Source organism: Pseudomonadota bacterium, from assembly GCA_039815145.1.
Lineage (GTDB): Bacteria > Pseudomonadota > Gammaproteobacteria > Steroidobacterales > JBCBZW01 > JBCBZW01.
In genome coordinates this window covers 1-9335 of the sequence record JBCBZW010000172.1, presented here as the reverse complement: position 1 = coordinate 9335, position 9335 = coordinate 1, and the positions used below count along the sequence as shown (strand labels likewise).

5 protein-coding genes are annotated in these 9335 nt (G+C 64.6%); 3 read left to right on the top strand and 2 right to left on the bottom strand.

Features of this window, described 5'->3' with window-relative positions; genetic code table 11:
• The first annotated feature begins 122 nt into the window (after window positions 1-122).
• The gene (pbpC, locus tag AAF184_23095) at window positions 123-2315 is read left to right on the top strand and encodes a penicillin-binding protein 1C (protein ID MEO0425242.1); all 2193 of its coding nucleotides are present in this window, start codon (window positions 123-125) and stop codon (window positions 2313-2315) included.
• Between the two features lie 60 nt (window positions 2316-2375).
• Here the strand turns inward: pbpC and AAF184_23090 are convergent, their stop codons facing one another.
• Both AAF184_23090 and AAF184_23085 read right to left on the bottom strand, forming a co-directional pair.
• Entirely contained in the window at window positions 2376-4061 is a 1686-nt protein-coding gene (locus AAF184_23090) for a hypothetical protein (protein MEO0425241.1), read from the bottom strand.
• 370 nt (window positions 4062-4431) lie between these two features.
• Window positions 4432-6252 (bottom strand): serine hydrolase, encoded by a 1821-nt coding sequence (locus AAF184_23085; protein ID MEO0425240.1) that lies wholly within the window; start codon window positions 6250-6252, stop codon window positions 4432-4434.
• 92 nt (window positions 6253-6344) lie between these two features.
• Between AAF184_23085 and AAF184_23080 the strand changes: the two genes are divergently transcribed.
• On the top strand, window positions 6345-7928 hold the full coding sequence (locus tag AAF184_23080; GenBank protein MEO0425239.1) for a winged helix-turn-helix domain-containing protein: 1584 nt from the start codon (window positions 6345-6347) through the stop codon (window positions 7926-7928).
• A gap of 202 nt (window positions 7929-8130) precedes the next feature.
• The gene (locus AAF184_23075) at window positions 8131-9261 is read left to right on the top strand and encodes an alpha/beta fold hydrolase (GenBank protein MEO0425238.1); all 1131 of its coding nucleotides are present in this window, start codon (window positions 8131-8133) and stop codon (window positions 9259-9261) included.
• The last annotated feature ends 74 nt before the right edge of the window (window positions 9262-9335 follow it).

Sequence of the window (9335 nt, the reverse complement as noted above, 5' to 3'; positions counted from 1 at the left end):
GTTCGCGATGCCGGGCGTGCAGGTGGAGGACATGTACGCGCCGCGCTTTCGCGCCATCGGCCCAGCGGCACGCACGACGATCACGGCAGCCCAGTGATGATCCCGAGCGAGCTGCAACAGTGATGCGCTCTCCCTTCAGCTCGCGGCGTCGCCTGCGGCTGGCCGCGATCGGTGCGCTTGGAGGCGCTGCCTCGCTGGTGGTCATCGCGTTGGCGATGCTGGATCACCACCATCCGGTGGATCTGTCCCGTGCGCAGATGCTCGGGCGCGTGCTGTACGATCGCCACGGTCAACCGTTGCGGTATCGCCTCGCCGCTGACGAGCGCTTGCGCCTGCCCGCGGAGGTGGATGCCGTCGACCCGCTCTTCCTGCACATGCTCGTAGCGTACGAAGACAAGCGGTTCTATCGGCACGCTGGCGTAGATCCCCTAGCGACGATGCGCGCCTTAGGTCAATGGATTCGTAATGGTCGTGTGGTATCAGGGGCTTCGACGCTCACGATGCAAACCGCACGTCTGCTGGAAACCAGGCCGCGCACCCTAGGGGCCAAGCTCGCGGAAATGGGGCGCGCGCTGCAGCTCGAGCGCGCGTTGAGCAAGCAAGAGATCCTGTCGCTCTACCTGCGTCTCGCGCCCTATGGGGGCAACGTCGAGGGCATCGCGGCCGCGAGCCAGCGCTGGTTCGGCCATGGACCTGAGCAGCTCACGCCCGCGGAAGCGGCCCTGCTCGTGGCCTTACCCCAGTCGCCAACGCGGCTGCGTCCGGATCGACACCCGCAGGCGGGGCTCGAGGCGCGGGCGAAGGTCTTGCGTCGCGTGTGGCGGCGCTTGGCGGAGCAGGATCTCCTGGCGGGCGAAGATCTACGCTTGGCGCTTTCTGAGCCCCTGTCCAAGGCCGTCGCCGATCCCCTGCCCGTGTTGGCCCCGCACCTCGCTGATCGCCTGTTGGCGGTCGGTGAAGCGAGTGAAATCAATAGCTGCTTGGATGCAGACCTGCAAGAACGGGTTCGCGACATTGCGCGGGTGGCCGTCAGGCAGGTGCACCCCCGGGCGAACGTTGCCGTGCTCGTCGTCGACAACGACAGCGCACAGGTGCACGCGTACCTGGGCGGCACCCACTACTTCAGCGCTTTGCGCGCAGGGCAGGTGGATCTGACACGGGCCACGCGCTCGCCAGGCTCAACGCTAAAGCCCTTCATCTACGGACTGGCCTTCGATCGCGGGCTCGCCGCCCCCGCCACGCGCGTCATGGACCGACCGACGCGCTTCGGTAAGTATGCGCCCGCGAACTTCGAGCAGCGCTACTACGGCGCCCTCGAACTCGCCGATGCCCTGCGCCTGAGTTTGAACGTGCCCGCCGTGGCCTTGCTCGATGCCCTCGGTCCGACGCGCTTCACCATGGCGCTGGAGGCGCAGGGCGTGCCCCTGGCCTTGCCGAGCCTCGACCGACCGGGCCTCGCCATTGCCCTTGGCGGCGCGGGCACCACGCTGGAGGCTCTCGTGCGCCTGTATCGAGGCCTGGCAGACGACGGGGAAACGCGCCCCCTGCAGTTGCTTTGCGAGAACGATAGGGCAGGTGAGGTCCAACGGTCAGTAACGCCGCCCCTGCTTCAGGCGCGGGCGCGCTGGCAGCTACAGCGCATCCTGCGTACCGCCGCGGGCCCAGGGGCGCGAGGCGTCGCGGCCAAGGCACGCATCGCCTTCAAGACGGGTACTTCCTACGGTCACCGCGATGCCTGGGCCATCGGCTTCGATGCGCGGTGGACCGTGGGCGTGTGGGTGGGGCGGCCGGACGGAACGCCCTTGCCAGGCATCTATGGCCATGGGGTGGCGGCGCCGATTCTGTTCGAGGTCTTCGATGCCTTGCCCGCCGCCGAGGAATCATCGCCCACGCAACCACCCGCCGGCGCCTTGGCAAGCTTCGATGGTCAGCGACTGCCGCCGATGCTCAGGTTCCTGGGCGAGGAGGATGGCGTAGGCGGTGGACCGCGCGTGCTGTTTCCCCTGCCAGAGACCAAGATCTTGCTCGGGGCGACGCCATTGCGCCTCGAGAGCACCGGCGGTGAACCGCCCTTCACGTGGCTCGTCGACGGGGCACCGATGTCACCCACGCCCTGGCCGTCACAGCAATGGCAGCCAAGCGGTCCGGGGTTCTTTCAGCTCACGGTGGTGGATGCGCGGGGCCGAGCGGATCGAGTGAACGTGCAGTTGAGCCAGTCGGCAGCGCCTACCGCAGGGCGCTTGAAGAGCGCCCTGGAGCGGCGTGGCCGCGAAGAAAGCGATGCCCCCGCAGCAGCGGGGCAAGGGCATCGTTAGGATCCTCTGTACGAGTCCGGAGGCTGCTTCAGCGAACGGCGACGAGCTCTGCGAGTCCTGTCAGTCTGACCGCGGGGCGTCTGGATCTGGCGTGCGGCCGAAGACGACGAAGGCCTTGCTGAGCACCGGCGCAAACTCGGCACCGATCATAAAGTCCTCGCGGCCATCTCCGTTCACGTCGCCAGCATTGCCAAGGGTTGAACCGGCGCCGCCGGAGATACCGTTGAACACCACCCCGCTGCTCCCATCGCCGCCCAACCCTGGCGTCAAGCTTGCCAGCAGGAACAAGGGCGGATACGGCGCCGGCCCCTGACGACCGAAGACGAGGTAGACGCGGCCGGCGCCGTTGCGCCCACCCGGACCCGCGCGCTCGGCGCCGATGAGCAGGTCGTCGATGCCGTCGCCGTTGACATCACCTGGTCCGCTCACCGCACTCCCGGTAAGGTCGCCTAGACGGATGCCGATAAGGACCGCCCCTCGAGACCCGTCACCCCCGGCACCGGGAAACAACTCGACGAGATCCAGCGCCGGTATGCCAGCGCATGCCGAACTACATCCGTAGAGCAGGTACGCCTCGCCCGTGGTGTCGGTGAGGAAGGAGCCGAGCAGGACGTCGTCCATGCCATCGTCATTGACGTCCCCCGCACTCGCCAAGGAGAAACCCGCGTTTCCACGCTCTATCCGGCCGTTGATGATCAGACCTTCGCTGCCATCACCGCCGAACGCCTCCTGAAGGGTGCGTAGGGAAAACACGGCGGGGAACGGATCGTTCACCGGGCGCCCGTAGACCAGATAGGCCTGGCCTGCCTGCACCACCTGATTTACGTTGGCGAAGGGTGCCCCGATGAGCAGGTCCACGCGTCCGTCGCCGTTGAAATCGCCCACGCCCAGGGCTTCGCCGATTCCATCCCTGGGCTTGATGCCGGTGATGACAAAGCCCTCACTGCCGTCGCCTTCGGGGAGTTGTTCCAGATCCACGGAACTCGGAAAGGGAGTGCTATCCCCATCGTCCCGTCCGTACAGGACGTAAACCCGCCCAACGCCGGTTTCGCCATCGACCGCCGCGTCCGGGTTCGACACGATGATGTCGTCGATGCCATCCCCGTTGACGTCGGCCGGACCGATCACCCCCTGCGCACCTGACACGCCCGCCCCGGCCAGTTCGAAGCCACGGGTGGCCTCACTATCGAAGGGAATGTTGCTGAGCTGAACGTCGGCTTCGAAGCGGTCACCGCCTGGCCCGTCTCGCCCGTATAGCACCCAGGCCCTGAGGCGGGCGCCGATCAGGAGATCGTCAATGCCGTCTCCGTTCACGTCGCCCGCTGCGCTGACGCTTACCCCCGTGTTCTCGGCGGTGACAAAGCTGCCGCGGACGGTAAATCCATCGCTGCCATCGCCGCCGTTGAATTCGAACAGATCATCGATGTTCAGAATCGCCGGATAGGGAGTATCTGCGCGGCCGAACACCACGATGGCGGCGCCCGAGGCCGTCGCCTGCCCGCTTGCGGCCGGCGCACCTACCGCGAAATCGTCGATCCCATCGCCGTTGATATCGCCGACACCGGATAGGGCCTTGGCGGCACCCGGCGAACGGCTGGCAAGATTCACCCCTTCGCTGCCGTCCCCTGCCGGCAACCTGCCGAGTTCGAACACGGCCGGGAAGTCGCTTGCAAGAGCGGTGCTCCCCAGGCACAACAGGGTGACGATGACTACGGCACGTTCGGCTCGTCGAGTCGAGACATTCATCCTTGTTGCTCCCTAGCTCGAGCAGCCCTGTACCCAGTCAGCCAGTTCAAAAACCTGGACTGGCTTATGTGCAACGATCCGACGCAAGTAGTCGGTCGGGGCGTGAAGTCTGCTACCTAACAGGCAATTTCTGTATATTTTGATCACCGGATCCTAGGTGGATGCTCGCGCCTTGACAAGGCACGGAACTAGCCTATCTATCGAGATAGTAAGTTTGAGGCACCGTGCTCGTCGGTGAACAGGCCAACGACCGGGCCGGACGGTTGGTCAGCCGCGTGGTACCCATCCATGCCTTGGGGAGTCTGGCTCTCGGCGGCGAGCCGTTGCGCAGACTGGGCCCGCGGCTGTCGCCGCGACTCTCGAGCTGTCTCTAGGGGGTGTCAGTCAGTGCAGGAATGACGTGCTCGCCGACGATGAAGTTGCGCCAACGGCCCCAGATGCCGCCCATCCGATAGTTGCCGCCAGAGATGGCGACCGCGAGGTCAAGCTCAGGCACGACGATGAGCAACTGGCCGCCGTTCCCACTCGCCTGGAACGCCCGATAGCGCCGTGCACCAACGGTAATCGCCTTCACCGACCAGATGTAGGCCTGCTCGCTGCGAAAGTAGCTGTTCTCGAAGACGGTCTCAGTCATCCCCGTGGTTGCGGGTGAGATGGCAACTCTGGCCTTGGTCGACTCTTCAACCCAGCCCTTATCGATAATCTGCAGACCGTTCCAAGCGCCTTGCGCTGCAAACATCGCACCGATCTTCAGGACGTCGCGTGGGCGCATGTAGGCGCCGCCCCCGAGATACCCTTCGCCATTCGGTGCTAGCGCCCAATGGTAGGGTCCGAACTGAAGCGGCTTGGCGATCAGCTCATTGAACAACTCGTGTACGGACGCATTACCGAATTCACTTAGCGTGACGCCGACCAGGTTGGCACTACCGGAGCAATAGGCGTAGCGCACGCCAGGGTCGTGTAGCATCGGGAGCTTTGCGGTGTACAGCCAATAGTTCGGCTCGGCATCCTGTGCCCACATGCTCTCTTCGTTGCCAGCGGATTGCGCGTTCACATCGCAGTCCAGGCCACTGGTGTAGGTCATGAGGTGCGCTAACGTGATGTCGGCCTTCCTCTTGTCGCCGAGCGGCTGGCCGGCCGACTTCAGGACGCTGGCGACCGGACGATGATCCGTCGTGATCGCATGCCCTTGCTGTCTCAGCGCGCCGATCATGACGGAACCGAATACCTTGCCGAGGGAGCGCACGTCATGGCGCTTCTCGCGATTGTGCCCGTAGAAGTACTCTTCATAGACGAGGCGACCAGCGCGCGAGACGAGCACCGAGTGAATCAACTGCGGTCGCCGGTCGCGTGGATCGAACCCACCGATCGCCCGCGTCAGCGCTTTGAGTGTCTCGGGATCGAAGCCGGCGTCTTCCGGCGATGACACCGGCCAGCCATCGTCTAGCTTTTGAGGTGTGCGCGCCGGCGCGTTCTCGTGCGATCCCTGCACACGGCTGTAGTACGCGTGCTTCTCTTCTTCAGTGGCTGGGCTAAGCGCAATGACCCGGTTGAATCGACGATAGTTGAGCAGCAGGGTGTTGGCATCCCCTGCGTCGAGCGTGTGCTGCTTTTCGCGCTCGCCCTTTCCGCTGAGCAAGCGCCAGCCACCGGTGGGCACACCGACCACACGAAACGTGGTTGCGCGAAGGATGTTGTTTCCTTCCGGATTTCGGATAACGGCAGACACAGCTCCATCCGCTTCGAAGATGTCGAGGAATACATGGTAAGGACGTGGTTGGATGTCGATGACTGCCCCCCAACGGTTGGTCTTCACCGCGGGCAGTGCGACGGGCGTCGCCACGAACTGGTAGTCGAGGTCGGAGGGGGGTTGAAACCAGTAACCTTCGAGCAGCGCGCCACTCGCACCGAGGGTACCTACGAAGCGCTGACCATCGGGAGCACTGACCGACAGCGCACCCTCTTCCAGGGTGGCCGCCATCGCGTGTCCATCGATCTCGGCACGCCAAGCGCCGTCCGTTCGCGTAATGGTCAGCGCCACCTGATCGTTCGGCGCTTCGGTACGCCAAACCCAGAGACCGAGGGGGTCAGTACCGGCCTGCCGATCGTCCAGGGCGACCGCAGATCCCGACCCCAGGGTCAACAGCAGCAAAGCACCCCACAGGGCGCTGCGTGGAATGAGTCTTGTCATCGAGAATTCCCTCACGTAACGAGGCCGCAAGCGTGGCTCGCGAGGGCTGCCGAGTCACTTGAATTAGTCTGAAGAATCTTGAAGCATCTAGCTTGAAGCAGCGTAGGACGGGCGATGTGCAGTACTCCTTGAGTGACTTGGTGATCGACACGCGCAGCCGCACGATTCGGCGAGGCGACGACACGATCAGGCTGTCCGATCTCAGCTTCGACGTGCTCGTAGCGCTGATCGAGGGGGCACCCGAACCCCTGAGCGGTGCGGACCTGGCCAACGCCGTGTGGCAGTCGAAGCACGTGAGCAATGAGACCATCGCGCAGAGGATCGCTCTACTGAGAAAGGCCTTGGGCGATGATTCGAAGCATCCCCGATACATCCGTACCGTTCGCGGCAATGGGTATGCGGTGCTGGGGCAGATTGCGCGGGTTGAGGTGCCCACGCGCTCACCCTCGCGCCGACCACCGTTTGCTATCCCCGTGATGGCACTCACCGCCACTGCCTGTTTGATGGTGGTCAGCCTGTCCTGGTTTAGTGATGAGCACCCGCCCAACCCACTACATGACGACGCACACAGCGCCGAAGATGGCGAGCGTTCCGCTGCGTTGACACGGGCTCGTGCACTGCTTGCTCTCCATCAATCGGTCGAGACGGACCGAGCCATCGGGATGTTGCGAGAGGTGCTGGCCGGCGCCCCTGAGGACTTCGATGCACGCCTCTCCCTGAGCTTCGCGCTCTCCACCAAGGCGACCAAGTTCGGCGGTGAGATCGAGCACAAACAGGAGGCCGAAGCGCTGGCGCGGGCCCTCACGCAAGAGCGGCCGACGAGCAGCAACGCCTGGTCTGCGCTCGGCTACTCGCTTGGCTCACAGGGGCGGATGAACGAGAGCCTCTCCGCGCTGCAGTACGCCTATCAGCTCGATGCGAACAACGCCCCCGCTGGGTCGAGCGCCGCGTACGTGCACTTGCTACAAGGGCAGCTGTACGAAGCGCTGACGTTGGAGTTTCGCGTGCGAGCGTCGGGTGGACGTTCGCGCTATGCAGAGATCCAGATCGCGCAGAGCCTGGAACTCATCGGCCATCCGTCCGCGCCGAATTGGCATGCCAGGGCGCTGCGCCTCAATCCCGGGCAAGTGGTGGTGCTTGGCGAAATCGCCAGGTCGCATCTGCGACATGGCCGCCCGGGCGAGGCCCTCGACACTCTGGCCCAGGTGGAGGGCAAAGACGCCCTTGCGCCATCAATTCTGCAGTTGCGCGGACGAGCGAACATCGCGCTCGGGAAGCTGGGATTGGCGCGGCAGCAGCTGCAAGCAGCTGGCCGCCAAGGTGTCTACGCATTGGCGGCGTTGGACGCGTTGGCAGGTAGCAAAGATCGTGCGGTGGAACTTCTGTCGCCGGCGAAGCTTGCGCAGCTCAACGCGGATCCAGAGCCGCAATTTCGGATACAGCTTGCGGAAGTCGCAGCGGCGTCTGGCGACGAGCGCCAAGCCCTTGGACTGATCGCGCAAGCGGTTACCTTGGGTTGGCGGGACAACAAGTGGCTTACGCAGTCGCCATTCATCGGTGCCCTGATGGAGACGGGCGAGGGGCGCAAGCTGCAACGTCAGATCCGGCGCGAAATCGAGGTACAAAGGCGGCTCACCGAAGGCAATCCTACGTTGGAGAAGGCCTTGAGGGGTTGATGCGACACAAGTGAGCAGACAGTGCTTTCGCACTCGATACGCTCGAACGGTGCGGAGGTGCCGACCGCCGCGAAGGCGCCCGGCTGCCCGCCGTCGCCATCGGCCCGCACCACTAGGGCCGCATGCGATCCAGTATCGACGTAGTTGCCCCCTCAGCAGATCGCTTGCCTAGCAAAACCCTAAGCGCATGCAGGAGCACGCGATGACCGCTCGCCGAATCGCCTTGACCATGATCGCCGCCAGCCACGCTTGCCTGCCCCTGGCCCACGGCGAGGACGCCAGCACCCTTCGCCCACGAGAGGCCGCGCTCGTGCGCGACTACGCCATCCAGGAGGTACGCTTCCCCGGCGGCGATACGGGCGTCACGCTCGCGGGCGAACTCACCCACCCTCACGGCGAAGGCGTGTTTCCTGCGGTGGTGCTCATCACCGGCTCAGGGCCTCAGGACCGTGACGAGGCCACCGGCGGCCATCGCCCGTTCCTGATCCTGTCGGACTACCTCGTGCGGCAAGGCTTTGCCGTGCTTCGCTACGACGATCGCGGTGTGGCGGCGAGCTCTGGCGACTTCGAAACCGCTGGCGTCCCCGACTTTGCCGCAGACGCGGCCGCTGCCATGCGCTGGCTGCAAGACCAACCCTCCGTCGACGCTTCTCGTACCGGCTACGTGGGGCACTCGGAGGGGGGCATCGCCGGTCCCCTAGCCGCGCAGGAGACACCTAGCGCATTCCTTGTGCTGCTCGCCGCACCAGCGCTTCACATCCGCGACATCCTGATCCTACGCGAGGAAATGAACGCCACCTTGGATGGCACGGACCCAGAAGCGACGGCCGCCCACGTGCAACGCTTACGCGCCATGTTCCAGGCGATCCAGTCGTCCACATCCCCGGAGCAGGCGTTTGTCGAAGGTAAGCGACGCATGCTGGCACTCGGCGCATCCGAAGACGCTGCTACGGGTTGGACCGGCGCGTTCACCTCTGGCCCGCTGTATTGGGTGGCGAAGTATGACCCAGCGCCAACCCTTGTGAGTTTCTCAGGCCCGATACTGGCGCTCTACGGCGCTGAAGACCGCAAGATCGTCCCAGCGCAAAACGCAGCGGTCGCGGAACGCTCGGCAGAGCACCCGGCGTCGCGAGTCGTGATCGTGCCGGGGATGAACCATCTGTTTCAGCCTGTAGCAACGCAGGAACGTATCGAGTACGAGGAAAGCGATATCTCCTTCGACGACTCTGCCCTGGCGGTGATCGGGGATTGGTTGGAAAAGACGATCGGTCCACACGACCAGGGCCAACGCGAAGCGATGGACCTCAAAAGCCGAAGCGCAGACCCGCACTGACCACCAGCTGATCGGCATCACCGATGATGTACTTCAGCTCGCCGAAGAAATCCGCGCGGTCGCTGATGCCAACG